The 26,482-nt window shown below is 41.5% G+C and carries 25 protein-coding genes and 1 tRNA gene; 16 read left to right on the top strand and 10 right to left on the bottom strand.

All coding sequences use genetic code 11. From position 1 onward, the window contains the following. The first annotated feature begins 61 nt into the window (after positions 1 to 61). From OFY17_RS09615 to OFY17_RS09590, 6 genes are all read left to right on the top strand, one after another. Positions 62 to 919: an ABC transporter ATP-binding protein gene (locus tag OFY17_RS09615; protein WP_263530514.1), complete on the top strand. Its 858-nt coding sequence runs from the start codon at positions 62 to 64 to the stop codon at positions 917 to 919. A gap of 18 nt (positions 920 to 937) precedes the next feature. Then, positions 938 to 1,918, top strand: coding sequence for an ABC transporter substrate-binding protein (locus OFY17_RS09610; RefSeq protein WP_263530513.1), 981 nt, complete (start codon positions 938 to 940; stop codon positions 1,916 to 1,918). Then, the gene (locus OFY17_RS09605; RefSeq protein WP_263530512.1) at positions 1,918 to 2,976 is read left to right on the top strand and encodes a FecCD family ABC transporter permease; all 1,059 of its coding nucleotides are present in this window, start codon (positions 1,918 to 1,920) and stop codon (positions 2,974 to 2,976) included. Before OFY17_RS09610 ends, OFY17_RS09605 begins: the two co-directional genes overlap by 1 nt. Before the next feature lie 174 nt (positions 2,977 to 3,150). Beyond that, the gene (locus OFY17_RS09600; RefSeq protein WP_263530511.1) at positions 3,151 to 4,824 is read left to right on the top strand and encodes a transporter substrate-binding domain-containing protein; all 1,674 of its coding nucleotides are present in this window, start codon (positions 3,151 to 3,153) and stop codon (positions 4,822 to 4,824) included. Beyond that, positions 4,821 to 6,236: a sigma-54-dependent transcriptional regulator gene (locus tag OFY17_RS09595; protein WP_263530510.1), complete on the top strand. Its 1,416-nt coding sequence runs from the start codon at positions 4,821 to 4,823 to the stop codon at positions 6,234 to 6,236. The genes OFY17_RS09600 and OFY17_RS09595 overlap by 4 nt, the downstream gene beginning before the upstream one ends. A gap of 268 nt (positions 6,237 to 6,504) precedes the next feature. Next, positions 6,505 to 7,758: a dicarboxylate/amino acid:cation symporter gene (locus OFY17_RS09590; protein WP_263530509.1), complete on the top strand. Its 1,254-nt coding sequence runs from the start codon at positions 6,505 to 6,507 to the stop codon at positions 7,756 to 7,758. 109 nt (positions 7,759 to 7,867) lie between these two features. Here OFY17_RS09590 and OFY17_RS09585 read toward each other — a convergent pair whose 3' ends face one another. Further along, the gene (locus tag OFY17_RS09585) at positions 7,868 to 8,650 is read right to left on the bottom strand and encodes an AraC family transcriptional regulator (protein ID WP_263530508.1); all 783 of its coding nucleotides are present in this window, start codon (positions 8,648 to 8,650) and stop codon (positions 7,868 to 7,870) included. Between the two features lie 39 nt (positions 8,651 to 8,689). After that, positions 8,690 to 9,223 carry a YbhB/YbcL family Raf kinase inhibitor-like protein gene (locus OFY17_RS09580; RefSeq protein ID WP_263530507.1) on the bottom strand — a complete coding sequence of 178 codons (534 nt, stop codon included), beginning with the start codon at positions 9,221 to 9,223 and terminating at the stop codon, positions 8,690 to 8,692. A 238-nt stretch (positions 9,224 to 9,461) separates the two neighbouring features. Between OFY17_RS09580 and OFY17_RS09575 the strand changes: the two genes are divergently transcribed. The 3 genes from OFY17_RS09575 to OFY17_RS09565 all read left to right on the top strand — a co-directional run bounded on the left by OFY17_RS09575 (position 9,462) and on the right by OFY17_RS09565 (position 11,418). Further along, complete coding sequence (locus tag OFY17_RS09575; protein WP_263530506.1) at positions 9,462 to 10,031, top strand: HD domain-containing protein; 570 nt, start codon at positions 9,462 to 9,464, stop codon at positions 10,029 to 10,031. Positions 10,032 to 10,143: 112 nt separating this feature from the next. Then, the gene (locus tag OFY17_RS09570; protein ID WP_263530505.1) at positions 10,144 to 11,022 is read left to right on the top strand and encodes an EamA family transporter; all 879 of its coding nucleotides are present in this window, start codon (positions 10,144 to 10,146) and stop codon (positions 11,020 to 11,022) included. Between the two features lie 42 nt (positions 11,023 to 11,064). Beyond that, the gene (locus OFY17_RS09565) at positions 11,065 to 11,418 is read left to right on the top strand and encodes a VOC family protein (protein ID WP_263530504.1); all 354 of its coding nucleotides are present in this window, start codon (positions 11,065 to 11,067) and stop codon (positions 11,416 to 11,418) included. A gap of 138 nt (positions 11,419 to 11,556) precedes the next feature. On the opposite strand, the gene OFY17_RS09560 is transcribed toward OFY17_RS09565, so the two are convergent. From OFY17_RS09560 to OFY17_RS09550, 3 genes are read right to left on the bottom strand one after another with little or no spacing between them, the layout of a single operon-like run. Then, positions 11,557 to 11,841, bottom strand: coding sequence for a hypothetical protein (locus OFY17_RS09560; protein ID WP_263530503.1), 285 nt, complete (start codon positions 11,839 to 11,841; stop codon positions 11,557 to 11,559). Positions 11,842 to 11,851: 10 nt separating this feature from the next. Then, complete coding sequence (locus OFY17_RS09555; RefSeq protein WP_263530502.1) at positions 11,852 to 12,505, bottom strand: putative periplasmic lipoprotein; 654 nt, start codon at positions 12,503 to 12,505, stop codon at positions 11,852 to 11,854. A 16-nt stretch (positions 12,506 to 12,521) separates the two neighbouring features. Further along, complete coding sequence (locus OFY17_RS09550; RefSeq protein ID WP_263530501.1) at positions 12,522 to 13,577, bottom strand: lipase family protein; 1,056 nt, start codon at positions 13,575 to 13,577, stop codon at positions 12,522 to 12,524. A 395-nt stretch (positions 13,578 to 13,972) separates the two neighbouring features. On the opposite strand from OFY17_RS09550, the gene OFY17_RS09545 reads away from it, so the two are divergent. Further along, complete coding sequence (locus tag OFY17_RS09545) at positions 13,973 to 14,869, top strand: helix-turn-helix transcriptional regulator (RefSeq protein ID WP_263530500.1); 897 nt, start codon at positions 13,973 to 13,975, stop codon at positions 14,867 to 14,869. 148 nt (positions 14,870 to 15,017) lie between these two features. Here OFY17_RS09545 and OFY17_RS09540 read toward each other — a convergent pair whose 3' ends face one another. The 3 genes from OFY17_RS09540 to OFY17_RS09530 form a co-directional block, all read right to left on the bottom strand. After that, positions 15,018 to 16,364, bottom strand: a complete 1,347-nt coding sequence (locus OFY17_RS09540) for a uracil-xanthine permease family protein (RefSeq protein ID WP_263530499.1) — start codon at positions 16,362 to 16,364, stop codon at positions 15,018 to 15,020. A gap of 383 nt (positions 16,365 to 16,747) precedes the next feature. Then, positions 16,748 to 16,933, bottom strand: a complete 186-nt coding sequence (locus tag OFY17_RS09535; RefSeq protein WP_263530498.1) for a DUF2986 domain-containing protein — start codon at positions 16,931 to 16,933, stop codon at positions 16,748 to 16,750. Between the two features lie 100 nt (positions 16,934 to 17,033). Next, a tRNA-Leu gene (locus OFY17_RS09530) sits at positions 17,034 to 17,118 on the bottom strand. Positions 17,119 to 17,275: 157 nt separating this feature from the next. Here OFY17_RS09530 and queA point away from each other — a divergent pair. The 6 genes from queA (at position 17,276) to OFY17_RS09500 (ending at position 23,875) form a co-directional block, all read left to right on the top strand. Next, on the top strand, positions 17,276 to 18,340 hold the full coding sequence (gene queA, locus OFY17_RS09525) for a tRNA preQ1(34) S-adenosylmethionine ribosyltransferase-isomerase QueA (RefSeq protein ID WP_263530497.1): 1,065 nt from the start codon (positions 17,276 to 17,278) through the stop codon (positions 18,338 to 18,340). Positions 18,341 to 18,372: 32 nt separating this feature from the next. After that, entirely contained in the window at positions 18,373 to 19,491 is a 1,119-nt protein-coding gene (gene tgt, locus OFY17_RS09520; RefSeq protein WP_456085670.1) for a tRNA guanosine(34) transglycosylase Tgt, read from the top strand. A gap of 69 nt (positions 19,492 to 19,560) precedes the next feature. Next, a complete protein-coding gene (gene yajC, locus OFY17_RS09515; protein ID WP_263530495.1) occupies positions 19,561 to 19,887 on the top strand; it encodes a preprotein translocase subunit YajC in 327 nt (108 codons plus the stop codon). A gap of 84 nt (positions 19,888 to 19,971) precedes the next feature. After that, a complete protein-coding gene (secD, locus tag OFY17_RS09510) occupies positions 19,972 to 21,825 on the top strand; it encodes a protein translocase subunit SecD (protein ID WP_263530494.1) in 1,854 nt (617 codons plus the stop codon). 9 nt (positions 21,826 to 21,834) lie between these two features. After that, positions 21,835 to 22,749 carry a protein translocase subunit SecF gene (secF, locus tag OFY17_RS09505; RefSeq protein WP_263530493.1) on the top strand — a complete coding sequence of 305 codons (915 nt, stop codon included), beginning with the start codon at positions 21,835 to 21,837 and terminating at the stop codon, positions 22,747 to 22,749. A 124-nt stretch (positions 22,750 to 22,873) separates the two neighbouring features. Beyond that, entirely contained in the window at positions 22,874 to 23,875 is a 1,002-nt protein-coding gene (locus OFY17_RS09500) for a serine hydrolase domain-containing protein (protein ID WP_263530492.1), read from the top strand. A 97-nt stretch (positions 23,876 to 23,972) separates the two neighbouring features. On the opposite strand, the gene asd is transcribed toward OFY17_RS09500, so the two are convergent. Both asd and OFY17_RS09490 read right to left on the bottom strand, forming a co-directional pair. After that, positions 23,973 to 24,830: an archaetidylserine decarboxylase gene (asd, locus tag OFY17_RS09495; RefSeq protein WP_263530491.1), complete on the bottom strand. Its 858-nt coding sequence runs from the start codon at positions 24,828 to 24,830 to the stop codon at positions 23,973 to 23,975. Between the two features lie 30 nt (positions 24,831 to 24,860). Continuing rightward, the gene (locus tag OFY17_RS09490) at positions 24,861 to 26,345 is read right to left on the bottom strand and encodes an HDOD domain-containing protein (RefSeq protein WP_263530490.1); all 1,485 of its coding nucleotides are present in this window, start codon (positions 26,343 to 26,345) and stop codon (positions 24,861 to 24,863) included. Positions 26,346 to 26,482: the final 137 nt, after the last annotated feature.

Below are 26,482 nucleotides of genomic sequence, written 5' to 3'. Positions count from 1 at the left end.
TGGATTATATCACCTATTAAATGTTATGTTATAACATATCTTATGTGTGGTTGATGTATTAATGAATGCCAAATCCCTAGCCAGTGCGTTTACTTTCCAGAAATTAGAGTTACTACAAAAGCAAGCTAAGACACTAGAAGAGGCGAAGTGTCGGCCTGCTAGTATGGAGTTGCGGTCGGTTTCTTGGGGGCCTAATGCTAATAAGTCGCTTGTGAAGTCGGTTAGCTTACAGGTTAAACCTGCTGAGTTCTTAGCGATTGTTGGGCCAAATGGTTCAGGAAAAACGAGCCTGTTACGCTGCTTATATCGAATTAACCAACCCTCTCAGGGGCAAGTATTCTTAGATGGCGAAAGTCTATGGGATTTATCTGCCCACGACTGTGCGAAACGTATCGCTACTGTGTTGCAAGATGCGCCGGGAGATTTAGGTCTTTCTGTATTTGATATGGTGGAAATTGGTTTAACGCCAAAGTCTCATACATGGCGTCGCTCAAAGAGCGATAGTGCCTTGATTGAAGAAGCTATGTCATTGATGAATGTAGAGCATCTGGCACACCGTCTTTTTAGTACATTGTCGGGTGGTGAGCGACAGAGAGTTCTGATTGCACGGGCACTTGCTCAACGTCCTGATGTTCTTATTCTTGACGAGCCAACGAATCATTTAGATATTCGTCATCAATTAGAGCTGTTGGACTTACTGGCTAAGCTGCCATGCACTCTAATTATTTCCCTCCATGATTTATCCCTTGCTTCTACCTATGCCGATCGAGTCTTGATTATGCAAGATGGCGAAATGCAAGCCTGTTCTGCACCGAGTCAGGCATTTACGGAGCAAAGCATTAAACAGGTTTTTGATGTTGATACTGTGATCGATTGTCACCCAATCACACAGCGCCCTAGGTTTTCTTTTTATCTTTAATCATTATTAGGAGTACTGATGTCTACCATCGTCCCAAAGAGTGTGAAAAACACTTTTTTATCTGCAAGTTGCGTTCTGTTTACTGCATTACAATCGGGAGCTGTACAAGCTTCCCATTACCCTGTATCGGTAGAAAGTTGTGATCGTACTGTCACTTTTAATCAAGCCCCAAAAGCGGCTGTTTCGAATGATGTAAACCTCACAGAAATGATGCTTGCCCTTAAGCTTCAGGATCATATGGTTGGCTTTACTGGTGTCTCAGGTTGGAAAACACTTCACCCAAGTTTCCGAAGTGGCATAGGGGAATTACCAGAATTATCCCCTAAATACCCAACGAAAGAAGTCTTGTTAGGTGCTGAAGCCGATTTTTACTTTGCGGGTTGGAACTATGGTATGAAAGTGGGAGGCGGTGTCACGCCTGATACGCTTGCTCCTTTGGGAATTAAGGTATATGAGCTCACTGAGAGCTGTATCCACATTATGGATAAAGAAAAGGCTTCTATTGAGGATATGTACCTAGACCTTGTCAATCTAGGGAAGATTTTTGATCGTGAGCAAGAAGCCAATCAGCTGGTAGCTGGCTACAAGCAAGAATTAATCAATTTTAATAGCGCCTTAACGCCATTAACCGATGTGCCAAGTGTTTTTGTTTATGATTCAGGCCAAGATGAACCCTTTACATCAGGCCGACTAGGTATGCCAACTGCCTTAATTGAAGCGGCTGGCGGTAAGAACATTGTCGATGATGTTGAGAAAAGTTGGACACGAATTGGCTGGGAAGCCGTAATTGATAGAGAGCCAGAAGTCATTATTATCGTCAATTATGGGGAAGTGACTGCCCAAGAAAAAATTGATTTTATGCGAAATACTGAGACGTTCAAAGATATTCCAGCAGTGAAGAATAACCGTTTTGTGGTCCTAGAATACGTGGAAGCAACACCGGGTCCACAAAATATTCAGGCTATTAAGCGTTTAGCGAAGGCATTTAGAAGTCAGTAATGAAGAATAATCAAAAGTCGACTTTGCTAGCAGGGGATATTCCTCTGCCAGTTTTGCTGTCAATCTTAGCTTGTTTGTTAGTCTTATTAGTTGGTGTGGCTGTTGGCGTTGGTGCTGTAACCATTAGTCAGCCAGTTGTATGGAGTGTTATAGCCAGCAAGTTATCGATTTACTCTATCGAGCCTTTTTGGTCGTTAGGCCGAGAGAATATCATTTGGTCTGTTCGTTTTCCTCGCACTCTTTTGGCCGCCATGGTGGGTTGTGCACTGGCTGTTGTTGGTGCGGCTTTACAGTCTGTGACTCGTAACCCTTTAGCAGATCCTCACTTATTAGGCGTCTCCTCAGGCGCGGCTTTTGGAGCTGTGATTGCTTTGTTACATACAGGTATGATTTTGGGCGCTATGACAGTCCCAATCTTTGCCTTCATAGGAGCTTTGTCGTCTATTTTGCTTGTATTAGCTGTTGCCAATTTCTCGTCAGCCTATGATGCGGGGCGCCTTGTTTTGGCGGGTGTTGCGATCTCCTTTGTGCTTTCTTCTTTAGGTAGTTTATTTATCTTTATGGGCGATCACCGCTCATCCCATACTGTTATCTTTTGGATGTTAGGGGGCTTTGGGTTAGCTCAATGGGATCAACTGGGTATTCTCTTCATCGCTTTAATCATTGGAATAAGTTACTTGGTGTATAAGGCTCGCTACTTGAATGTAATGACTTTAGGGGACGAGAGTGCCAGCACATTTGGTGTCCCTGTTGTTCGTTTTCGTTTGGCAGTCATCATAATATGCGCTTTATTAACCGGCGCAGCTGTGGCTTTCTCTGGCATTATAGGGTTTGTGGGTCTCATGGTGCCCCATATAGTGCGCATACTGGTTGGGGCTGATTACCGTAAAGTGCTACCTCTTTCCGCTTTATTGGGGGCAATATTCTTAGTGGCTGCGGATATTATAGCGAGAACCTTGATTCCCCCTGAAGATATGCCTATTGGTATTATTACTGGTCTTATTGGTGGGGCTGCTTTTATTTTCTTGATGCGTAAAAAGCAAATGCTTCCGCAATAATGAGAGCTTGATTGCTTTGTCTAACAGTATTTATTCCAAACCCCTTTAATACATCTCTCTTTTGGTTACCTTGATGACGAATGAGACAAAGTAAAGTATGGTTCTGACTATTAATTTTTCCGCGCATTAGAGGTTAGATAGTCGGTTATGCATTCTTTTATAAGTCTTAGCTTTATGCTGAGTTTTATTTTTCTCATTTCAAGTTCCCCCTTATTGGCAAGAGACCTCTCTAGTAATCTCAATCAAGTTATTGTTGTTGGCGGCGATTTTAATTACCCCCCTTATGAATTCTTGGATAAAGAGGGGAATCCAACTGGCTATAACACTGAGTTGACGAGAGAAATTGCTGAGGTGATGGGTATTAATGTTGATATCCGCTTAGGCAATTGGTCCGAAATGCGAAGCCTCATTCAAGAGGGTGAAATTGATGTTTTGCAAGGCATCATTCAATCTGAGCAACGGGCAGAGAGTTACGACTTTTCGCCCCATCACGCCATTATTAATCAGTCTGTATTTACGCGGAACGATAATCCCAAAGCGGTGGCAAGAATAGAAGATTTGCGTGGTAAAGAGGTCATAGTGCAAGAGCGTGGCATTATGCATGACTTAATGTTGACGCAAAATATTGATGTCACTTTAATTACAGTCGATACCCATGCGGATGCGTTACGACTATTAGCCTCGGGTAAACATGACTATGCCATCATAGCGAACCTTCCCGGTTTATATCTGGGAAGAGAATTCGCTTTATCTAACATTAGGTCGATTGGACAATCGTTTTCAGCCCAGCGTTACGGCTACGGCGTGATGAAAGGTAGAGAAGATATTTTGGCCAAGTTTAGTGAAGGTCTCGCCATTTTAAAAAACACCGGAAGGCAGCAAGAAATTTATGATAAGTGGATTGGGGGCTTAGAAAAGCCTGCATTTCCATGGAAGCAAGTAGGCCAGACAGGCGCTATTTTATCGGTGCTTTTATTGTTAATACTTGGCGGTATCGTTATCTGGAATAGGATGCTGAAGCAAGAAGTTGACCGTCGTACCAAAGAACTCAAAATGCAGCAGCAACAGTTACTTCAAGCCGACAAAATGGCGTCGTTAGGGGTCTTGGTGTCAGGTGTTGCCCATGAAATTAATAACCCTTGTAGCTTAGTCTTGATGAATTTGTCCATGCTAAAGGATGTATTGCGGGACAGTGAAGAGGTATATGAAACCTTCTATAAACAGTACGGTGATTTTAATTTAGGTGGCTTACCTTATGAAAGAATGCGAGAGCAAATACCCTGCATGCTTGAAGATATCTCTACTGGCGCTAACCGTATCCATAGGATAGTGGATGATTTGCGAGACTTTGCTCGACAAGGTTCTTTGGAGCTAGGTGAGCAAGTTGACCTAAATGCTGTGGTTGAGGTGTCTATTCGCTTGGTCGATAACACCATCAAAAAATCCACAGATTCATTTTCGAAAGTATTAAGAGAGCCTTTGCCAACCTTCCTAGGAAACTCCCAGAAAATTGAACAGGTCATTATTAACCTCATTGTGAATGCCTGTCAGTCACTTACCAGCACTGACAATGAAATAGTGTTGTCGACCTATTATGAGGAGCATAGCCAATCGGTTTGCCTAGAAATTCAAGACCAAGGCAAGGGGATTAAAGAAGAAAACCTGCCTAAGCTGAATGACCCTTTCTTTACAACAAAACGAGATCAGGGTGGTATGGGGTTAGGCCTTTCTGTTTCATCGGGAATTGTTAGAGAACATGGTGGTACTTTAGAATACGAGTCTATTTCTGGAGTAGGAACACGAGTAGTGCTTTCTTTACCTGTTAATCAAAGGAGTTCTAAAGCGTGAGAGAAAACCTATACCCTTCTTTCGGTATTTTATTAATTGATGATGAAGCATCATTTCTACGAAGTTTTAGTCTGCTATTGGAAATGACGGTCGGTATTAACCATGTATACACCTGTGATGACAGCCGACAGGCGATGGACCTTATCGAGAAAAACGATATCGGCCTAGTCTTGCTTGACGTCAATATGCCTTACCTATCGGGTGAGCTGCTTCTATCGGCAATTGTCGAACGTCACCCAGACATCAATGTCATTATGTTAAGTGGTTTGAATCAGTTAGAAACGGCAATGGATTGTATTCGTCTTGGAGCATTTGATTACTTTGTTAAGACAACGGACCAAGTTCGATTAGTGGACGGTATAAAAAGAGCCATAAAAATGCAGGAGATGCGTCTTGAAAACCAAGAAATGCGTCGCCTGTTTTTCTCTGGAGCATTACAAAACCCAGAAGCGTTCGAAGATATCGTGACTCAAGATAAAAGCATGAAGTTGGTATTCCAGTACATCGAATCCATTTCGAAAAATAATCGACATGTGCTGATAACGGGTGAGAGTGGCACAGGGAAAGAGGCGATAGCTCAGGTCATTCATAATCTAAGCGGACGCAAAGCACCGCTGATTTGTATGAACGTGGCTGGGCTAGATGACACTCTTTTTTCCGATACTCTATTTGGACATCATAGAGGGGCTTTTAGTGGCGCAGATAAAGCTCGTCTAGGGATGATAGAGCAAGCAAACGGGGGAACATTGTTTCTTGATGAAATTGGTGACTTGAGCTTGTCTTCACAGGTCAAGCTTTTGCGCCTGTTACAGGAAGGGGAGTATTACCCTTTAGGTTCAGATACCCCTAAAAGAGTGAACGCCCGTATTATTGTCGCGACACATCAAGACTTAGAAGCTAAACAGATGGATGGTAGCTTCAGAAGGGACTTATATTATCGTTTATGTATGCATCAAGTTGAGTTGCCTCCATTAAGAAAAAGGTTGGCTGATATTCCTTTATTGTTAGAGTTCTTCTTAGAGAAAGCTGCAGATGAACTGGAAGTGAATAAGCCAACGGCACCAAAGGAACTTGCCGTATTGCTGCAAAATTACTCTTTTCCGGGGAATGTTAGAGAGCTGCAAGCCTTATGTTTTGATGCCGTTAGCCGACACCGGGGTGGTGTACTGTCTATGAGTGTTTTTAAACGAGCTTGTGAAAGTGCGGACACCAAAATAGCTGTTAGTGAGAACCAAACTAGCTCCCTCTATCCGAATGATCTGCCTTTACCTACCTTGCAGGAATCTGCTGAATTACTGGTAGATGAAGCCATGCGTAGAGCAAATGGCAATCAGTCGATTGCTTCTCGGCTATTGGGTATATCCCAGCCAGCGCTGAGTAAACGGCTGAAAAGTCGTACTACACCCTCTTAATTCATAGAAAAAGGCCTATAACTTAAGTTATTAATATAACTTAAGTTATATTCCACTTAAGTTATTGAAATTTAAAGAAAATAAAAATAATTTTTCAGTATCTGATAATAATGGTTATACCGTTACAAAGCCTTCTTATTATTTGCTTATTTCAATATAAATCTTTATAAAACAATATCTTATTTGGTTTTTCTCTCTATGGCATGCCCCTTGCTATCAATATAGTTGTTAACCATTTTTTAATACTATATTTTTAGAGGAAATAGCTATGCAAAATGAGAAAAAGTCAGGCTTCTGGGGAGGTTTACCTCTCTGGAAGAAAATCTTTATCGGCATGGGCTTGGGTGTGCTTGTTGGTACTATCTTAGGTCCAGACGCAGAATACCTAAAACCAATTGGTACTTTGTTCGTTAATGCGATCAAAATGCTTATCGTACCGTTAATCTTCTGTTCTTTAGTGGTGGGTGTTACTTCCATGGAAGACAGTGCAAAAATGGGACGTATTGGTATCAAGTCTATTGTCATTTACCTTGGCACAACGGCTGTTGCTATCACGATCGGTTTAACTTTGGGTAATATTTTTGCTCCAGGTGCTGGTTTAAACATGGCTATTACTGATGCCGCTGCGGCAGGTAAAGAGGCACCAAGCTTAGTAAATACTCTACTTAACTTGATTCCAAAGAACCCTGTAAATGCTCTAGCAGCTGGTAATGTTCTACAAATTATCGTGTTTGCATTGGGCCTTGGTATCGCCTTGAGCCTATGTGGCGAGAAAGCGAAGCCAGCCATTGCTCTTTTCGATAGCCTAGCAGAAGCTATGTACAAGCTAACAGAACTTGTTATGAAGCTAGCACCATACGGTGTATTCGGCTTGATGGCTTGGGTTTCTGGTAAATACGGTATCGAAATTCTTCTACCTCTATTTAAAGTAATCGGTGTGGTTTACCTAGGTTGTGTTCTTCACGTCTTGGTTGTTTACACAGGCATTATCAACTTTGTAGCGCGTTTAAACCCAGTTCGTTACTTGAAAGCTTTGCTAAACCCAGCAGCGGTTGCTTTCACTACGACAAGTAGTTCTGGTACTTTGCCTGCAACAATTAAAGCTTCTCGTGAAGAGATGGGTGTATCTAAAGGTGTTGCAAGTTTCGTATTGCCACTAGGTGCAACAATCAACATGGACGGTACAGCACTTTACCAAGGTGTATGTGCACTATTCATTGCACAAGCTTTCGGTATTGATCTATCTACTTCTGATTACTTGTTGATTATCTTAACTTCTACTTTGGCTTCTATCGGTACTGCTGGTGTTCCAGGTGCTGGTTTGATCATGCTTTCTTTAGTATTAACGACTGTTGGTCTTCCTATCGAAGGTCTAGCGATTGTTGCTGGTATTGACCGTATTCTTGATATGGCAAGAACAAGCGTTAACGTTTGTGGTGACCTTATGGTTTCTGCTGTTATCGGCAAAAGCGAAAAAGAGCTTGATGAAGCTGTTTATAACAAAGAGACACCAGCTGCTTAATAGCTAATCGTGCTTCTTTTTTAGTTACTCTGCATGTTTTATGTAGGAAGCAAAACGCCTATTTCCCTAAAAAATAGGCGTTTTTTTATTTCAGCTAACATAGCTTTATTTAGCTAGGAGTTAGGGTTTTTAGGTATTGCTTCGGGTTGAGACCAAATTGCTGTTGGAAGCGTTGGCTGAATCTGACGGAAGATTGGTAACCGCATCGTAAGGCAATATCTGTTTGCTTGCGATAACCCTTCTGCATCAAGGATAAAGCGTGATTCATACGAACCTGCGCTAATAGTGTTTTAAACTGGGTATGCTCTTTCTTTAAGTGGCGAATGAAGGTCGCTCTGCTCATTGAGAAGTGTTCTGCAACTATGTTGAGTTGATGGTCGTGATCAGGAGTATGGGCTAAAAACTGGCTCACTTTCTGACTAAAAGATTGCTGGTAGTCAGTAAAAATATGGTGCAATCTTCCTTCTTCTGCGAGCTGTTGATACAAACCAAATAGCCATAGTTTTTGGACGTCTTTACTGAGCTCTTGCCAAGCGATTTGTGTAAATAGTTTGAGAGTGTCTAATACTCTTTGGGGCGCCGCATAGTCTGGTTGGTAGGTTGCGGAGCCGATATGCTCACTTAGCTCAAGCATGCTTTTCGGCGGTGATATAAAAAAGCTAAATTGATAGGTGGAAAACGTTGCTCGTGTGGGTTTGTTTTCAAAAGAGAGCTGTTGTTGCGCTTGGGTAAGCAGCACATTGCTTGAATCAAATAGAATATCTGAGTCCTGCCAAAAAAGTGATTTCTTGCCAGATTGAACCCAAAAAAGACTAGGGGAGTGAACAGTAACATTCCTTAACCTCTGGTTTTTTACACCATATATATAGCTGACAGAAATTGCCTGTTTCATACTTTCCCCTAGTATCCTACTTACTATCTAGATTTAGAGTTAACGGTTATAGGTTGCGGTAAGCTGAGCTTTACCTATTGCCATGCTGTTTAGTGTGTAACCTAGGATGGCTGCCGATACCGAATTATCCAGTTCAAGTTTATCCACTGGCAGTGCCCATACTGTGAATTGGTAGCGATGCATACCATGTCCTTTAGGTGGGCAAGCACCTCCAAACCCTATGCTGCCATAGTCCGAGGTCAATTCGACAGCGCCTAACCTTGCCATATCTTGGCCGCGTTTAAGTGAACTTGTTTCCACTGGTATGTTAAATCCTAACCAGTGCCACCAACCGCTGCCAGTTGGCGCGTCAGGGTCATAAGCTGTCACAGCAAAGCTTTTGGTTCCTTCTGGAGCATTGTCCCAAGACAACTGCGGCGAAAGGTTATCACCTTCACAACCAAAGCCTGAAAACTCAAACGTCTTAGCCATTTTTTGGCCTTCAGTAATATCTGTACTGGTTAACTCAAAGGCACTGCTGCTGGTTGAGAGAGTGATACCAATCGCGAGGCTGAGTAATGTGTTCATTTTCATAAAATGTCTCCTAAAAATAGTTGCTTGTTCTTTTGGTTAATTAATTAGAACAGCTTCATTTTAGGAAAGAGGAGTCTTTATTTTTGCTCTTAAAGTATCATAATTATGTTTATATAAATATATAGTGATACTTATGGTTTTTATGTGGCTAGGGCAGATTGAAATTAAAAATACATAAAATTGTAAAGCGTTATTGATATAGTCTGTGGTGATTCATTTTTAAACTACTGGGTATCTCATGTCGCAACTTTCTAGCAATGGTGTGTTAGCAGAAATTGAACGCCTTTATCTTTCCTATGGTGAGCAATCCTATGGTGAGGTCTGCACACAGTTTCAACACGCTTCCCAGTCAGGAGCTTTAGCTTTTGAAAACGGGTGTGACGATGAGGTGGCGATAGCGGCTTTTTTGCATGATATTGGTCACTTGATTGCAGAAGACTCAGGTCTGTTTGAAGGTATTCAATATGGTTATGCTGCCCATGATTTGGTAGGAGCAGACTATTTACAAAGGTTTGGCTTTTCAGAAAAGGTGGTGTACTTGGTGCGAGAGCATGTGCAAGTCAAGCGCTATTTGGTCGTTACAAAGCCGGGCTATATGGATTCCTTATCACATGCCAGCCAAGAAACATTGAAGATGCAAGGTGGTCCAATGTCAGATGAAGAGGTTGCTCTTTACCAGCAACACCCTCATTTAGACGACATTGTTGCGCTGCGTAATATTGATGATTCTGGCAAGCGCCCTGAAAAGCCTTGTGAACCACTAGGGTTTTGGCTAGAAAAAATTAGAGCGCACCTGAGCGGATTTTGATCTCATTATTAAGTATTCCTGTAGGGAATTTGAAAGATTAATTTTATTCCTTTTACAAATAGCTCTTATCCCACCATGCTGTCGCTATTCATTAGTAGATAGAGGTTTTTGCATGTGGATTCTTATCACCTTGTTTGCCGCAGGGTGCCAGTCAGTTCGAACCGCGTATCAAAACACACTGGCTAAAGAAGCGGGTTTTCTTCATGCCACCATGGCTCGCTCTCTCTATGGGTTACCGTTAGTTTCTGTGTATTTAGTGCTGTGCTATTTTTTGTTTGGGTGGGTATCCCTTGAGCTAGATAGCGCATTTTGGCCAATCGTGTTGGTGTGTGCTGTTGCACAAATATTTGCCACCTATTTTATGCTGCGGGTTTTTCAATCTGGGAGCTTTGCCTTGGGGGTCTTGCTAGCTAAGACGGAAGCCGTTCAAGCAGCGGTAATTGGTTTGTTCTTTCTTCACTACACTTTGAGTCTTACGGCTTGGTTAGGTGTTGTGTTAGGGGTAATAGGTGCACTTGTCATGAGCGTGAAATGGAAGAATATATCGTCTTTTCATAAAGACACTTCTCTACTTTTAGGTATGGCCAGTGGTTTTTGCTTTGCTGTCGCAACGGTAACGGCTTCTATGGCGAGCCACAGCTTGTCAGGTTCTATTATCACGAGTGCAGGGGTGACCTTATGGTGTGTATTGGTTATTCAATCCATTATTTTATGCGCTATTCAGATTGTAAAAAGCCGAGACATTTGCGCGCCTTTTCGCCATAGTTTGTCGTTAAGCATGAAGGTAGGGGGCTTTAGTTCCCTTGGCTCAATTGCTTGGTTTACCAGCTTTGCTTTAGTTAACCCTGCTTTGGTTAAAACCTTAGGGCAAGTTGAAATATTGGGCACACTATATTATTCAAAACGCCGATTCGCTGAGAGTATCAGTAAGCAGCAATGGGTAGGGGGTGCTATGATCATTGCCAGTGTGGTTTTAGTAGTTATTTCTTAATACTGTTGTTCTTAAAGTGAAAAGAGAGAAGGAGTGCTTACAGTGGAATCAAATAAAATTAACTATGTTGAATTACCTGCCCGTGATTTGTCTCTCAACAAGGCTTTCTTTAGCAAGGTGTTTGGCTGGGGCTTTCAAGATTATGGTGAAGGCTATACGGCTTTTGAAAACGCAGGTTTAGACGGTGGTTTCTTTCAAGCTGATTTTTGCTCTCGTCCTCAAAATGGTGCGGCGCTGGTGGTTTTATACCATGATGATTTGGCGTCACTTATTCCTAAAGTCAAAGCCGCTGGTGGCCATATTGAACAAGAAATATTTGAGTTTCCCGGTGGTAGCCGTTTTCACTTCTTAGACCCGTGTGGCAATGAATGGGCGGTATGGTGTAAGAAAGGATAGGAAAAATTTAGTTTTCTACTGATAATATTACGGGGAAACTTCATAGTAATGTGTTTCCATTTAGCTATCTAGCTTTATGGAAACACACTATATATTCACCAAATAGAGCTTCTATAATTCCGTAAATTTTTTCGTTATTTAAGTTAGTTTATTCAGTAGAGTGAGTACAACACTGGAAAACTCTTCTGATTTTTTAGCTATGGAGTTGACTTTGTCATTTTTGCTTTCTGCAGATTTAACAATTTTTAATAGTTCAGCTAATTTTTTCAGATCCGCTGGTTCAGGAAATAGCTCATTTATTTCATCATCTGTTAATCGAGTAACAGAGGATATTTGTGATGCTAGTTTAGAGTCGGTGACCTTAACAGATTCACTAATAGCTTGTTCTACACCTTGGTCAAATTTTTCCCAGTCGATAGGCATAATAAGCCTCCTATTTGATTGATTTTTGAATGTCTTTTACTTTTTGTGCGAATTTTTTGGCTGAATCAACTTTATCATCTGCTGTGTATCCAGCTTCTAATAGGTCTGATACTGCACTATCTGTGTTATCAATGAGTGTTGAAATTTTATCATCTGTGGCTCCAACCATTTCTAAGTATCTACTCCGGTTTTCGGCAACTTCTGCAGCTGAACGTAAAAAGCTGGTAATGCTATTATTTATTCCTCTTGCTTGTTCATATTCAACTTGGATATTACGTGCAATTTGCTTTTCTAATTCGTCAAGTGGTTTAATTAATTCTGTTCGCTTTTTATTTACCGCTTTTTGTAATTCTGGCCCAGCCTTCATTAAGAACATTAATCGTTGTTTTTTATCGTTTTCAGAAACAATTGTATTCCACGCATCGGCTATGAAGGGCTTCTGGAAAAAAGCATTTGCAAATTCAGGAAGCCATACTTCTTGAATAAATCGATCCACTTCAGTTCTTTTTTGATCGAAGTATCGATTTAGTAAGGTGATATTTGCATTCTCTAAAGCTGATATTCTTTTGCCTAACTCACTTGATAAATTAGGTGCTTCAGGGGGGATGCTTGCACAGCCTGATAATACTAATAAGGAAAGAGCAACTATAATGTAATAACGCATTTTTAAATTCCCTCTTTTAGTTTCTATTTATTGCAACAATGGCTAATTTTCTTCGATAAAGGCTAATGGAATGGTCTGCTAACGGTTTACTCCAAGGTAGCGCTTTAACATAAAGCATTTTTATTCGATAAAAGAAACTCACAGAATATAGCAAGCTAACAGCGTCATAATTACCACCAGTACAATTTGTGAGATAGCGCATGTTACCTCCATGCAGGTACCCACCAAATTTAGATAAAAGAAAGCTTCGAATATTTTTACCAACTCGTGGAATAAGACCTAACAACCAACTTAGTGCAGAAATTGTATCTGAGCCAGGAGGCATCATTGTTACGCAATCTGCAGCATTTACTACACGATATAGGGGAGTCTTAATATTAGATATCCATTTTTCATCCCCAACTCTAGGAGAGCCATATGTGTAACACGCTGCAATCCCACCAACATGCTTTAATTTCTTAGCTGCTATTGTTGCTAACGCGCCACCTAAGCTGTGGCCTGTGATAAATAGTGGTTTATTTTTAAATTCTTCCCGATCAAGAGTCCTTTGAATTTCAATTGCAACTTCTTCAAATGCGCCTTTAAAGCCGCTATGTATGTTGCCACCACTAGCGCATTTAGTTGTTGTTGCTTTAGCATCAGACTTTATGTCTTTAATGCTGGTTGCTTCAGTACCTCTAAATGCCAAAGTAATAAATTTATCTGTCGATATTAAAATGGCCTGTGTGCCATTAGAGTCGAATGTTTCGATTAGCTGTGCATTCAAAGAACCAAGCTCTGCTATTAATTTTTCCTTTTCAGCCTCATGATCATAGCCAACAACATCCAACAACTTTATAAGGCTAGGTTTCTTAGCCTTTTTAGTAAACTCCTCTATATATTTGGCTATCAGCTCTTTCTGCTGATTGTTGGTAAATAGAGGGTTGAACCTTAAGTAGGCTAATTCAGAAAAACAAGCCATAAGCCATGATGTTCTATCGCTATATGCTTGGCGATATGTTGGTACATTTTTTGATAATAAATTTTTAACTACTTCAACTTCTGAAGTATTTTGAGCAATTACACTTTTCATTTTTTAAAACCTCTCATTGATTAATATGTTCATTTATAGACAAGAGTAAAAGCACCCTCTAAATGAAGGTTTACCATTAGTTTTTACGTTAATAAACGTACCAAAAACGGTATTTCTCTTTATCCAAAAATCACTATTGCTCAAGCTTATGAATGATCTTTTATAGCGAAATGCTGTTAGATATCACTCGATTTACAACAAGATCACATTAAATGTTTTGTTATTGAAAATTCAACTGTTTGATTTTTGATCAGTGATTAGGTTATATGATCATTTTGATTACATCAAGGTTTTTTTTTGATTATTTTATTTGTCTTTGTTGATTCTATTATGTGATACTTAAATCAAAACAATAAAATGTATTAGCTTTAAAGTGCGTGTGTTGGGAGTGGTTGATGAAAGAGTTAAGTGAGCTATCTAAGAATGTACATGATCGCCTTGAATATATAGAGTTTATGTTGAGATTTAGGGGGTGGTTTTCCAGAGCTGACTTAACTGAACGATTTAAGTTAGGAGAGGCGGCGGCAACTAGAGATATTAGGTTATATAAAGACTATGCTGAAGATAATATGACTCTGGAGCCCAGTACTAAAAGGTATATTTTGAATGAATTATCATTTTCACCACTATTTGATATGCGAGCACAGACAGCTTTGTCAAAACTGAGGAATTCGAAAATATGTGAAGCATTGGGGTTGGCCGAATCAGATGGGGTATTATGCCCTCCACGTTTAACACTTCCTGATGTGAATGTGCTTTCAAACATAACTAGAGCCATATCATCTGGCTCAACTTTAATTACTACTTATTGGTCAATCAAGAATGGCGCGTCTGATAAAGTTTTAATTCCTCATGCGCTATTCGATAATGGTGTTCATTGGTATATGAGGGCTTTTGACCCCAAACACAACGAGTTTCGTAGCTATGCACTAACTAGAATTGAAAATGCAAAAGTATCTATCAAAAATACAGATGCAAATGCCGCAATATTAAAAGACCATCAATGGAATAGAATTGTAAACCTTGAGCTAGTGCCACACCCCAATAGAAGAAATGTTAAATACCCGGAGACAGTGGAGCATGATTTCAATATGGAAGAAGGGTTCTTTAGTATTAGTGTGAGAGCGGTTGTTGCTGGCTATTGGTTGCACAGCTGGTCAGTGGATTGTACAGAAGATCATTCTTTAGAAGGTTATGAGTATCAGCTGTGGTTAAGGAATCACCACTCTCTTTATGATGTAGATAGTCGAAAAATTGCTCCAGGGTTATCTGATTATGAGTATAGCAACTAGCTAGAAGAGAGCAGATTAATAGGTTTAGTATTTTCTTATTCACAAAGGCTTTAGTTTCTTCAGTTGAAGCATATTCTTCAATTAAAATTAGATATATAAAAAGCCCTGATTTATCAGGGCTTTTTATTGGTCTTTAATAGTATAACCTCTAGGTTTTTTGCTTCTTTTCTTCCGGGATAACTAGCGTTAATACAATGGCAGTAAGGCCGGCCACTGTAATTGGCCCAGAGAAGACTTGTTTCACAAGTGCCGGTAAATGTTGAGTTGCGTTTGGCACTAGAGTGACACCTAAAGCTAAACCTAACGAAACAGCAATGATGTAAATGGTACGTAAGCTCATTTCTTGAGAGGCAAGAATGCGAATGCCGGTTACCGCTATGGTTGCAAAAAGCACTAGCGTTGCACCACCCAATACAGGTTTAGGGATAATAAGAAAAGCGGATCCAATAATAGGGAATAAGCCCATTATGAATAAAAGGCCGCCGACCCACATGCCCACATGACGGCTCGCGACTCCCGTCATTTGAATCACACCGTTATTCTGAGAAAAAGTCGTGTTAGGAAAAGTATTAAATACTGCAGCAATGGCTGAGTTAACCCCGTCTCCTAATACACCGCCTTTAATGCGTTTTAAGTAGGTGTCTCCCGATACTGGTTGACCTGAAATAACAGAGTTGGCTGTTAAATCACCAGATGTTTCAATGGCTGTGACTAGGTATAAAAAAGCAATTGGAAGGAAGAGTGTAAAATCAAAATCGAGGCCGAATTTAAAAGGCAGAGGCATTGCAAACAAGCTAGCACTGCTAAGTGGTGCCGTATTTACTAAACCAAAAAAGCTTGCCAAAACGGTACCTGAGATTAGACCAATCATAATGGCTGAAATTCTTAGGGTAGGGTTACCAATAAAGGTCATTATCAAAATAACAGTAACCACAAAAAAACCTAGCAATAGAAATACTGGCTCACCTAAGCTGTCACCTGCGCGTGCGCCACCCGCAAAATCCGTAAATCCTGCCCTTGTTAAGCTTAAACCGATAACGGTAATAACAATGCCTGTTACCGTTGGTGTGATGATGCGTTTTAATTTATCTAAGTACTGGGATAATAGTATTTCGATCAATGAACCTGCTAAGCACAAGCCAAAGATCATAGAAAGAATGTCCTCTGGTGTGCCACCTTTACCTTTAACAGCAAAGCCTGCCGTGATGACGGCACCTAAAAAGGCAAAGCTAGTGCCTTGTACGCTTAGCATACCAGACCCAATAGGGCCGATTTTCTTACATTGGATGAAGGTGGCAATACCTGAAACGAAGAAGGCCATGGCAATTAGGTAGGGGATATAACCACCTAACCCCAGTGCACCGCCTACTATCAACGACGGGGTTGCAATGCCTACAATGGAAGCCAATACATGTTGTGTCGCTGCTAGCAGTGACTTGGCTGGTGGTGGTACATCATCTAGTTGATAAACCAATGAATTAGCTTGTTCGCTCATATATGAACTCCTTAAGGTTTTATGTGCCTTGGTGCGCGGTGTGATCAAAGTTGATACCCATGAAACATTTGTTGCATATATTGTACCAGTTGATTTATTTGTTTCATATGTGTTGAAAAATATAATTAAATCAATATTTAAGGTAATTACATTGGGTTTGATAGAGCTGTGGCTGTCGAAAAGATAGGGCGTTAATGTCCCGTTAGGGTGCATGTATTCTTTTTAGGTTAAGAATGATGTGTTGAAAAAGTGCGTAGCTGGTTGCTAAAAGAATTAGACAGGGTAGAAGGGGATAATAGAAAAGTAGGCAGAAAAGGTCATAAGCCTAATCGCCATATCACCTTAGTGAAATATATATGTTATCAGTGGCTATGGGGTTAGCTTTATTGATCTGTTGTTTCATCTGATAACAATGGAGTCGATTCTAGCTCACTGGGTTCAGCCGCTTCCATTTTTTCGCGTTCAGCTTTAGATATATATTTTGGCTTAGCTTTTTTGGGGTTAGCTTTTAAATTGGCTTGTTTGTTCTTTTTAGTAAGAATGCTTTTGATCTTTTTGCGACGGTTCATTGTGTGAGTTCCTAAATGGTTTTTGTTTTGAGTCATTTTCCTCAAACGACATTCAAGGAACGAAAAAAAAGCCCTGATCGATGATCAGGGCTTTTTATGTTGGTACCAGTAGGCGGACTCGAACCGCCACGCCTTTCGGCAACGGATTTTGAATCCGTCGTGTCTACCAATTCCACCACACTGGCCTTGAAAAAGGTGATGCGTATTCTATGGGAAATCGTATGGATGTCAACGCCTTAATTTAATTTTTTTATCTTTTTAATATGCCGTCTCTTAGAAGTACCTTTTTCAGTGGTTTTTCGATAAAATGCTGGGTCGATTTTTTTAGGTAGTTTTCTTTTCATGCGTGTTTCAGATTATCACTTTGACTTGCCCGATTCATTAATTGCGCATTACCCGACGCCAGATAGAACGGCGAGTCGGTTATTGCACCTTGATGGCCCTAGTGGTCATTTGGCTCATAAGCAATTTCCTGATGTGCTGGACTTAGTCCAAGCAGGCGACCTAATGGTGTTTAACAACACTCGAGTAATACCTGCTCGTGTATTTGGTCAAAAAGACTCTGGTGGCAAAGTTGAAATACTGATAGAGCGAATTCTTGATGGTGGTAATGAGGCACTTGCCCATGTTCGTGCCAGCAAGTCCCCTAAGGAAGGCAGTAAGCTTTTCTTGGGAGTGGATCAAGATGAACAAATAGAAGTCAGCATGATAGGTCGCTCAGGTGCGTTGTTTCATTTGAGCTTTAGTGAGTCGGTGCTCGATGTTTTAACACGAGTGGGGCACATGCCTTTACCGCCTTATATAGAAAGGCCTGATGAAGAGAGTGACCAAGAGCGCTACCAAACGGTATACAGTGAGAAGCCAGGGGCCGTTGCAGCACCTACAGCAGGCTTACACTTTGATGATGCGCTTTTAGAAAAAATTAAAGCGAAAGGCGTAGACGTCGCTTTTGTTACTTTGCATGTGGGCGCTGGTACCTTCCAGCCTATGAAGGTGGAAAATGTGGAAGACCACATTATGCACGCTGAGTATGTGGAGGTAGAAGAAAGTGTAGTGGCGCAAGTTAAAGCCACTAAAGCGAAAGGTGGTCGTGTTATTGCAGTGGGGACTACCAGTGTCCGTAGTCTTGAGTCTGCGAGCCAGTCTGGTGAGATTGCTACTATGCAAGGCGATACCAGCATCTTTATTTACCCGGGATATGAATTTAAAACTGTCGATGCTTTGGTAACCAATTTCCACTTACCAGAATCTACTTTGATTATGTTGATCAGCGCCTTTGCTGGCTATGATCAGGTGATGGCCGCCTACAAAGAGGCCGTGGAAAACCAGTATCGATTTTTCAGTTATGGCGATGCCATGTTTATTACACGAAATGCGATGGCGAAAGGCCCGCAAGGTGAGGAATAAGACGAATGTCTGATAAACGTCCAGAATGTTTTATGGATTTTGACCTTCATACCACGTCAGGGAAAGCGCGCCGAGCGACACTAACTTTCCCTCGCGGTAAAGTTGAGACCCCAGCTTTTATGCCAGTGGGCACTTACGGCACAGTAAAAGGTATGTTAACCAAAGATATCGAAGAAATTGGTGCCGATATCATCTTAGGTAACACCTTTCACCTTTGGTTGCGTCCGGGTACGGAAGTGATTAAAGCTCACGGTGATCTACACGATTTTACCCAGTGGAAAAAACCAATTCTAACGGACTCTGGTGGCTTTCAAGTCTTTTCCCTAGGAGAGCTTAGAAAGATCACAGAAGAGGGTGTGAGCTTTCGCTCGCCAATCAATGGCTCTAAAGTTTTCTTGAGCCCTGAAATTTCTATGCAAGTGCAGCGCGATTTAGGTTCAGATATCGTGATGATATTTGATGAATGTACGCCATACCCTGCAGAAGAAGATGTAGCTGCTAAATCAATGCGCATGAGTTTGCGTTGGGCGCAACGCTCTAAAGATGAGCATGGTGATAGCCCATCTGCTTTGTTTGGCATTATTCAAGGCAGCATGTACGAAAACCTGCGTGATGAATCTTTAGAAGGTTTAACCGACATAGGCTTTGATGGCTACGCCATTGGTGGTTTGTCTGTTGGTGAGCCAAAAGAAGAAATGATGAAGGTGCTTGACCATGTCACACCTAAGATGCCGGAAGATAAACCTCGTTATTTGATGGGTGTAGGTAAACCAGAAGACCTAGTAGAAGGTGTTCGTCGTGGCGTAGATATGTTCGATTGTGTTATGCCAACCCGTAACGCTCGTAATGGTCATTTGTTCACCTCTGAAGGCGTAGTTCGTATCCGAAATGCAAAATATCGTGATGATACCGGCCCATTAGATAAAGAATGTGATTGTTACACTTGTAAAAACTTTTCTCGGGCTTATCTATATCACTTAGATAAATGCCAAGAGATGGTGGGAGCACAATTAAACACCATTCATAACTTGCGTTACTACCAAACACTCATGGCGGGATTGCGTCTGGCGTTAGATGAAGGTAGATTTGACGCCTTTGTTGATGAGTTTTATGCAAAGCGTGGCTTAGAAACGCCTGCATTGAGTGAATAATAAACAAAAAATATGCACTTCGTTACGAAGTGCGCGAAAAGTTTCATAAACCATTGGAGAGTTAACCTCATGATCGCATTGATCTCACCAGCTTTTGCTGAAGGTGGCGCGCCAGCTGAAACAGGTATTTTTAACCTAGTTTTGCTAGCTGGTTTCGTTGTTATTTTTTACTTCCTTATGTGGCGCCCACAGGCAAAACGTGCGAAAGAACATAAAAACTTGCTTGCTTCTTTGGAGAAAGGTACTGAAGTGGTAACAGGTGGTGGTGTTTTGGGTAAAGTAGTTAAAGTTGATGATAACTACGTTGCTCTAGAAGTTGCAGAAGGTGTTGAAATGAAATTCCAAAAATCTTCTGTTGCTGCTGTCTTACCAAAAGGAACATTAAAGTCTATTTAATGTTTTCTTGAGAAGCGCCTCTCGTAGAGAAGGCGCTTTTCTTCTTTTATTGATCCATTTAATTTTAAGATCTAAAGGATTCTTATGCTTAACAAGTACCCCTTGTGGAAGTATTTGCTAATAATGCTTGTTTTGGCTTTGGGGCTAGTTTATGCCTACCCAAACCTTTATCCAGATGACCCTGCACTTCAAATCTCTACTCAAAAAGCAACATCGGTTGTTGATGAAAGAGCATTGCAAACAGCCAAAGATGCGCTTGAAAAAGCCAATATAGATTTAAAACAAGCAGAATTAACCTCTGCTGGTGGTACCTTGCGTTTTTATAGCGGTGAGGACCAGTTATCTGCCAAGCCTGTAGTAGCCGCGGCACTAGGGGAAGACTTTGTATCGGCATTGAACCTTGTTCCTACAACACCTGAATGGTTATCTGCTATTGGTGCTGGCCCTGCTAAGTTGGGTCTTGACCTTCGTGGTGGCGTACATTTCTTATTGGAAGTGGATACACCATCAGCGATTAAGCAACGTTTAGAAGTTAGCTCAAGCGAAATGAAAACGGCATTACGCAAGGAACGAATTCGTTACCGCAGTGTGTCGGTTGAAAACAGCATCTTGTCTATTCGCTTCCTTAAAGATGAGGACTTGGCTCTAGCTGAAAACTTACTGAAAGATGGTTTTCCAGACTTCCGTTACGGTGCGCGTGAAGAGGGTAATAGCTTCTTCCTTGATATCAGCTTCTCAGAAGCAGAAAGTAAAAGCATAGAAGCCTACGCTTTAGAACAGAACTTAACGACGTTACGTAATCGTGTAAATGAGTTAGGTGTTGCTGAGCCCTTGGTACAGCGTCAAGGTAGTAACCGCATTGTGGTTGAATTACCGGGTGTACAGGACACGGCAGCAGCCAAGCGTATTATTGGTGCGACAGCTAACCTTGAATTCCGCTTAGAAGCTGGATTAGAAGAGAATGCAGCTAACATAGAAACCCTAACCTTCCGTGATGGTAGTGGTCGTACAGCTCGTTTGGAGCAAGATTTAATTGTAACAGGTGAAAATGTTTCCGATGCCAGTGCTTCATTTGATGAGAACGGGCAGCCTCAGGTAAATATCAACCTAGATTCTCTAGGTGGTAAGCAGATGGCGAAAGTCACTCGTTCTGCGGTTGGTCGTAGTATGGCAGTGGTTTTCATTGAGCATAAGTCTCGTAGCCGCTTTGTGAAAAACGCTGAAGGTGAATTAGAAGAAGTTCGTCGTAGTTACAGTGAAAAAAGCATTATCTCTCTAGCAACGATTCAAACGACTCTTGGTAACTCTTTCCGTATTACAGGTTTGGACAGTCCTCGAGAATCATCTGAGCTGGCCTTGCTACTTCGTGCTGGTGCATTAGCTGCGCCTATGTACTTCGTTGAAGAGCGTACCATTGGTCCAAGTTTAGGTGCGGAAAATATCAAGCTTGGTGTGATTTCTGCGCAGATTGGATTGCTGGTTGTGATGTTGTTCATGCTGGTTTACTACAAGGTATTCGGTATTTTTGCCAATATATCCTTGGCCTTGAATATTATTCTTTTGATGGCCTTTATGTCTCTATTGTCTGCCACGCTTACTTTACCGGGTATTGCAGGTATTGTTTTGACCATGGGTATGGCGGTGGATGCCAACGTGCTTATCTTCTCTAGGATTAAAGAAGAGTTAGCAAGCGGTGCTCAAAGTCAGCAAGCGATACATTCTGGCTTTAACCGTGCTTTTACAACGATTTTTGATGCCAATATCACAACTTTGCTGGTTGCGGTTATCCTCTTCGCTGTAGGTACAGGGCCTGTTAAAGGTTTTGCTGTGACTCTGTCTTTGGGTATTTTAACGTCGATGTTTACTGCCATTGTAGTAACGCGTGCACAAGTTAACCTTGTGTATGGCGGTCGAAACAATAAGAAACTACGTATTTAGGAGAGCGCCATGAAAGTGACAAATATTCCATTTATGGCATTGCGTAAAATGATTGCTGCATTTTCGCTATTGCTTATCCTTGCATCGATTGGTTCATTGGCGGTGAAAGGCCTACAGTTCGGCTTGGATTTTACCGGCGGTACCTTGGTTGAAGTGGCTTATGAAGAAGCGCCTCAACTAGATGATATACGCACCTTATTAGCCGAGAATGGCTACGATGATGTGGTTGTGCAGAATTTTGGTTCGCCTACCGATGTTGTGGTTCGTATGGCTAACTCATACACAGCGACATTGGGTGACGAGGTGATAGCAACCTTGCAGAACGAAGGAGAAACCGCGGTTTCTTTGCAGCGTTCTGAGTTTGTTGGTGCGCAAGTGGGCGAAGAGCTTCGAGAGCAGGGCGGCTTAGGCATGCTATTAGCCTTGTTGATCGTGATGCTTTACGTTGCAGTTCGTTTCCAGTTTAAATTCTCGCTGGCGTCTGTCGCGGCCTTGGCTCATGACGTGATCATCACCTTAGGCTTCTTCTCGTTGTTTGAAGTCGAATTTGATTTAACCGTATTGGCGGCTTTATTGGCTGTAGTTGGTTATTCATTGAATGACACTATCGTTGTATGTGATCGAATTCGTGAAAACTTCCGTATCATGCGTGAAATCGAACCTGTGGATTTGGTGAATGTTTCTATTAACCAAACTTTAGGTCGTACGTTAATTACCTCTTTGACAACAATATTTGTATTGATGGTGTTGTTCTTTGCAGGTGGGGAAGCGATTCATAACTTCTCTATGGCGTTATTGGTTGGTGTGATCATTGGTACATACTCTTCCGTATTCGTAGCGGCGAACTTATTGCTTGCTCTGGATGTGAAAAGAGAAGATTTGGTACCAGAGCCGAAAGAAGAGCTGGAAGACGAATTACCTTAATTCACTCTGCTTGCTTGTATGTAAAGGCCCGCTATTAAGTGGGCCTTTTTGCTTTAGAGGCCTCGTCCTAAGATGGTGTTTCGCCCAGTAATAAGTATCTTGTGCTTACATGAGGAAAGTTTTTATGCGTTCTAATGGTTTGTTGTTGAGTCTGCTGTTTGGTTTGTTATCCATGAGTATGTCAGCTAAAGCGTTGGACTTTAGTGAAATGGATAAAACAGTGAGTGGTTTTTCTAACATTAAGACGGTACAGATTGCTTATAAAGGGGAGTTGGTCTGGAAAAAAGCCTACAACAAGGCCAACTTGAACGCTGTGACTAATATAAAGTCGGCGTCAAAGTCCTTGATGTCTTTGCTAGTTGGTATGGCTATAGAGCGCGGTGATATAGATAGTGTTAATCAACCAGTGATATCACTATTAGCGGATCAGTTTCCCAATAACCCTGACCCTAGGTTAAAGCAAATTACTATCAGTCATTTACTCTCTATGCAGGCAGGCTTGGAGCGCACATCGGGTCGTAACTATGGTCGTTGGGTAACCAGTGATAATTGGGTGAAAACAGCGCTTTCTTGGCCTTTTGTAGATGAGGTCGGTGGTAAGATGCAGTACTCCACTGGAAATACCCATATATTGTCCGCAATTATTATGGAGCAAACTGGGCAATCAACATATCAATTAGCTAATCGCTGGTTAAAAGGCTCGGGAATAGCAGTGCAAAGTTGGGAGACTGACCCTCAGAGCATTCCAATGGGCGGAAATCAAGTGGGTATGACCCCATCTTCCTTGTTGGCTTTAGGGGAACTATATCGCCGAGGAGGTGTAACAGAAGCAGGGCAGCGCCTTATATCAGAGAAGTGGATAGAGGAGAGCTGGACCCCAAGAACCCAATCTCGTTTTCATAGGGGGCAATATGGTTATGGTTGGTTTATGCAGCCTTTTGCTGGTGTGCAGGGCTACTATGGTTGGGGTTATGGTGGTCAGATGATTTATGTTTTTCCTGAACTTGAGCTGACCATTGCTATTACATCGCAAGAAAACTTACCTTCTGGGCGAACAGGTTATCGGGATTTACTACATGCTATGGTCAGTCGAGATATTATTCCTGCCATTCTATCTGAGCGATAATTCTCTCAAATCAAGAAATGTCTAATCTAGGGAAATAATAAACGCTTACAAAAAAAGCCTGCAAAATGCAGGCTTTTTTATGGTGTGGCTGAATGGATTATTTGGTTACTTTACCAAATGTCATGCCCATTTGGGTCGGAGTCTCAGCAGCAAGAGACTCTTCCCATTGAACAGCGTCTTTTCCGAAAAGAACAATAGCTGTTGAGCCCAGTTTAAAGCGACCCATTTCTTCGCCTTTTTTGATCTCAATATTATTCAGCTGCTGATAATCCCAAGTAACCACATTCTTGTTGAAAGGCGTTACTTGGCCTGCCCATACGGTTTCTATGCTGGCTACAATCATGGCGCCAACTAAAATAACGGCCATAGGGCCTGCTTCGGTATCAAATAAACACACTGTGCGTTCATTGCGGGCGAATACATTTGGAATTTGTTCCGTAGTGACTTTGTTCACAGAGAAAAGCTTTCCTGGGACATGAATCATTTTGGTTAACTTGCCAGTTAATGGCATGTGTACCCTGTGGTAATCCTTGGGAGACAAATAGACAGTAGCAAATGACCCGCCAAGGAATTGGTCTGAAAGAGAAGCATCGCCGCCTAGTAAACTGGTAAGGCTATAGTGGTGACCTTTTGCTTGTAGAATGGTACCGTGCTCGATTTTGCCTAGTTGGCTGATAGCGCCATCGGCAGGGCAGGCAATGCCGTTTTCTTCTTCCGTTATTGGGCGTAGCTCTGGTCGAATGGCTCTCGTAAAGAAATCATTAAAATTGCGATAAGCTAAAGGGTCGCTTTCAATAGCTTGAGACATATCGACTTGATATTTTTTAACAAACTGACTAATGAAGGTGTTTTTGATCCAGTTATTTTCGCACTCTGCAATTCTTCCTACGAAGCGAGATAGGGCTTTTTGAGGGGTGATGTGCTGCGCAAAGGCAAAAATTTGGTCTTTAGTCACTTTAATCTATCCTGCTCTTTTGATTTCTAGTTAGCTTTTGTTTTGGGCCGTTAGGCTGACAATTTGCTTAAGTGTTTTGAAGTCGTTTTCATCGAACTTCTCTTGCGTTTCCAGCCAAAAAATAGCCATATCTGTTGCTGAAATTTGTACTGATGAGAGTATTAAATGGCTGTTTTTGCCAAGTAAAGCGTCTGATTTTTCAGGCAGCTTCTTGCTTATGCTTGTAAGTTTTTCACCGAATAAGTGTATGGCTGATTGTTTACTTAACAATTTTTTGAACACACTTGAGGGTGGGGTATTCCACCTAATTTTCTTCATTTCAACCGTATCATAACCTGATTGTAAAAGAGGCGCGATACGATCTTTAGTGTGTTTGAAAATAATGCAATGATTTGCATGGGGAATAGCTTGTTTTATAGTTTTTAAAGCAAGGCTAGCCTTGTATTTCGTGTCGTAATTATTGTTTTTGCCTAATGCTTTTTTTAGTTTTGCTACAGGTGTTAAAGATGCTGGCTTTTTAGGTGCTGTGCCCTTGTATAAGTTGGGTTCTAGTAGTTGTTTGGCGAGCAAAAAGTGACCGCCAAAATCGTACCTTTTTGCTGTTTCTATGCAGGACGTGTGAGTCGACTCGATTACTTCGCTTATATATTTGCGTGTAATGGCTGCCATAACTCGATAAAAGAAGAATAGCTGTTTTGAATCCCAGCCCCTCTTATGGGCTTCACGTACGACCTTACTGGCAAAGGTTGAGTAGATTAAAGGGCTGTTGATAAGGATAATCAGCTTTTTGTCTTCGGTAAAATCAGGCAATTCATTAGTAATGTGTGCGAGTTTAGCTAATGCTTGGGTGTCTTTAGTGCTAGGTAAATTTTTAGCTAAGAATGGATCGATTAAGCGAGAAGAGGTTTTCCAGTGGGTGAATAACCTAATGGTTAGCTCATCGATGCGACAGCCCAATATGTTGAGCTCGGCCTGACCTGACTTTTCACCTTTTGTTATTCTCATGCTCACCGCTCTCATAAGAGGGTAGGCGTAAAACCAAAGTAGCCATCTTACCGCGTCTTTAAACAGTGTTACCCAAAAAATACTCTCTTCGTGCCCCGGCAGTTTTTTGAGGGTCCAGTTTTTCGCAAGGGTGGCAGATTCAAAGCTGATTTCTACTTCACGCAGAAAGGCTTTTAGATTGGGTTTGTTGCTATGAATATCGACAGGTGAGAAGCGAGAAAGCATTTTCTGCATGCTGTTTGAGCCTAGCATGGCGGCGGCGTGGACAGGGTTGCCTATTTCGCTGTTGTCATTTTTCTTAAACTTGTTGGCTTGGTTGATAATGGCAAAAGCTAAAAGAGGATCAGATGAGAGCTCTTCATGCATGTTAGCAAGAGAGCTGTTCTCTTTGGAGTAGTGGGATTTTAGTCGAGCTAAGTTCGTATCTTTAACAGGAAATTTTTTACTTTTTAGAAAGTCTAGCCACTCACTTAAACCAAAAGGTGACTTTTTCTTCGCGTCTGTTGGCATTATTGGCTCGGCCTGTTTCCGTTTAAAGTGCTGATCCGATATTGGTGCTTATTACTCAAAGCCGCTCCATTTATTTTAAAGCGGTTGGGCTTCCAATTTGTGTTGTCTATGGTACTGCATATTGTCGCAGTCGCCTA

It is taken from the genome of Marinomonas sargassi, assembly GCF_025716875.1.
GTDB lineage: Bacteria > Pseudomonadota > Gammaproteobacteria > Pseudomonadales > Marinomonadaceae > Marinomonas > Marinomonas sargassi.
Note: the sequence above shows the minus strand (reverse complement) of the source record. Positions and strands in the feature narration are given on the sequence as shown.

What these genes read in the sequence shown, in the direction of transcription:
- secF (WP_263530493.1), top strand. Translation starts at nt 21,835, where the DNA reads ATGAAAGTGACAAATATTCCATTTATGGCATTGCGTAAAATGATTGCT.
- OFY17_RS09545 (WP_263530500.1), top strand. Translation starts at nt 13,973, where the DNA reads ATGAAAGAGTTAAGTGAGCTATCTAAGAATGTACATGATCGCCTTGAA.
- OFY17_RS09585 (WP_263530508.1), bottom strand. Translation starts at nt 8,650, where the DNA reads ATGAAACAGGCAATTTCTGTCAGCTATATATATGGTGTAAAAAACCAG.
- OFY17_RS09555 (WP_263530502.1), bottom strand. Translation starts at nt 12,505, where the DNA reads ATGCGTTATTACATTATAGTTGCTCTTTCCTTATTAGTATTATCAGGC.
- OFY17_RS09570 (WP_263530505.1), top strand. Translation starts at nt 10,144, where the DNA reads ATGTGGATTCTTATCACCTTGTTTGCCGCAGGGTGCCAGTCAGTTCGA.
- OFY17_RS09560 (WP_263530503.1), bottom strand. Translation starts at nt 11,841, where the DNA reads ATGCCTATCGACTGGGAAAAATTTGACCAAGGTGTAGAACAAGCTATT.
- OFY17_RS09500 (WP_263530492.1), top strand. Translation starts at nt 22,874, where the DNA reads ATGCGTTCTAATGGTTTGTTGTTGAGTCTGCTGTTTGGTTTGTTATCC.
- yajC (WP_263530495.1), top strand. Translation starts at nt 19,561, where the DNA reads ATGATCGCATTGATCTCACCAGCTTTTGCTGAAGGTGGCGCGCCAGCT.
- queA (WP_263530497.1), top strand. Translation starts at nt 17,276, where the DNA reads ATGCGTGTTTCAGATTATCACTTTGACTTGCCCGATTCATTAATTGCG.
- OFY17_RS09580 (WP_263530507.1), bottom strand. Translation starts at nt 9,223, where the DNA reads ATGAAAATGAACACATTACTCAGCCTCGCGATTGGTATCACTCTCTCA.
- tgt (WP_456085670.1), top strand. Translation starts at nt 18,373, where the DNA reads ATGGATTTTGACCTTCATACCACGTCAGGGAAAGCGCGCCGAGCGACA.
- OFY17_RS09605 (WP_263530512.1), top strand. Translation starts at nt 1,918, where the DNA reads ATGAAGAATAATCAAAAGTCGACTTTGCTAGCAGGGGATATTCCTCTG.
- OFY17_RS09550 (WP_263530501.1), bottom strand. Translation starts at nt 13,577, where the DNA reads ATGAAAAGTGTAATTGCTCAAAATACTTCAGAAGTTGAAGTAGTTAAA.
- OFY17_RS09600 (WP_263530511.1), top strand. Translation starts at nt 3,151, where the DNA reads ATGCTGAGTTTTATTTTTCTCATTTCAAGTTCCCCCTTATTGGCAAGA.
- OFY17_RS09590 (WP_263530509.1), top strand. Translation starts at nt 6,505, where the DNA reads ATGCAAAATGAGAAAAAGTCAGGCTTCTGGGGAGGTTTACCTCTCTGG.
- OFY17_RS09615 (WP_263530514.1), top strand. Translation starts at nt 62, where the DNA reads ATGAATGCCAAATCCCTAGCCAGTGCGTTTACTTTCCAGAAATTAGAG.
- secD (WP_263530494.1), top strand. Translation starts at nt 19,972, where the DNA reads ATGCTTAACAAGTACCCCTTGTGGAAGTATTTGCTAATAATGCTTGTT.
- OFY17_RS09610 (WP_263530513.1), top strand. Translation starts at nt 938, where the DNA reads ATGTCTACCATCGTCCCAAAGAGTGTGAAAAACACTTTTTTATCTGCA.
- OFY17_RS09490 (WP_263530490.1), bottom strand. Translation starts at nt 26,345, where the DNA reads ATGCCAACAGACGCGAAGAAAAAGTCACCTTTTGGTTTAAGTGAGTGG.
- OFY17_RS09575 (WP_263530506.1), top strand. Translation starts at nt 9,462, where the DNA reads ATGTCGCAACTTTCTAGCAATGGTGTGTTAGCAGAAATTGAACGCCTT.
- OFY17_RS09540 (WP_263530499.1), bottom strand. Translation starts at nt 16,364, where the DNA reads ATGAGCGAACAAGCTAATTCATTGGTTTATCAACTAGATGATGTACCA.
- OFY17_RS09535 (WP_263530498.1), bottom strand. Translation starts at nt 16,933, where the DNA reads ATGAACCGTCGCAAAAAGATCAAAAGCATTCTTACTAAAAAGAACAAA.